Raw genomic sequence first — 202 nt, 5'->3', positions numbered from 1 at the left:
TCTATGCCCGCCGCATAGTGGGCTGGCGGGTCAGCAGCCACATGCGTACGGACTTTGTGGTGGATGCGCTGGAGCAGGCGCTGTATGCCAGACAACCTTCAAGCGATACGAAACTGATTCACCACTCCGATAGGGGGAGCCAGTATGTGTCTATTTGCTACACAGAGCGTTTGGAGGAAGCTGGCCTGATGCCTTCGGTGGG

At 57.4% G+C, this 202-nt stretch carries 1 protein-coding gene; it reads left to right on the top strand.

The annotated features are described in order from the left end of the window. Positions 1–202 (top strand): DDE-type integrase/transposase/recombinase (locus QEP12_RS17010; RefSeq protein ID WP_284214999.1); only part of this gene is annotated, 202 nt, incomplete at both ends.

Origin of the sequence: Comamonas jiangduensis, assembly GCF_030162955.1 — a bacterium.
GTDB classification, from domain to species: Bacteria; Pseudomonadota; Gammaproteobacteria; order Burkholderiales; family Burkholderiaceae_C; genus Comamonas; species Comamonas jiangduensis.
This window is presented reverse-complemented; position numbering and strand designations above follow the sequence as displayed.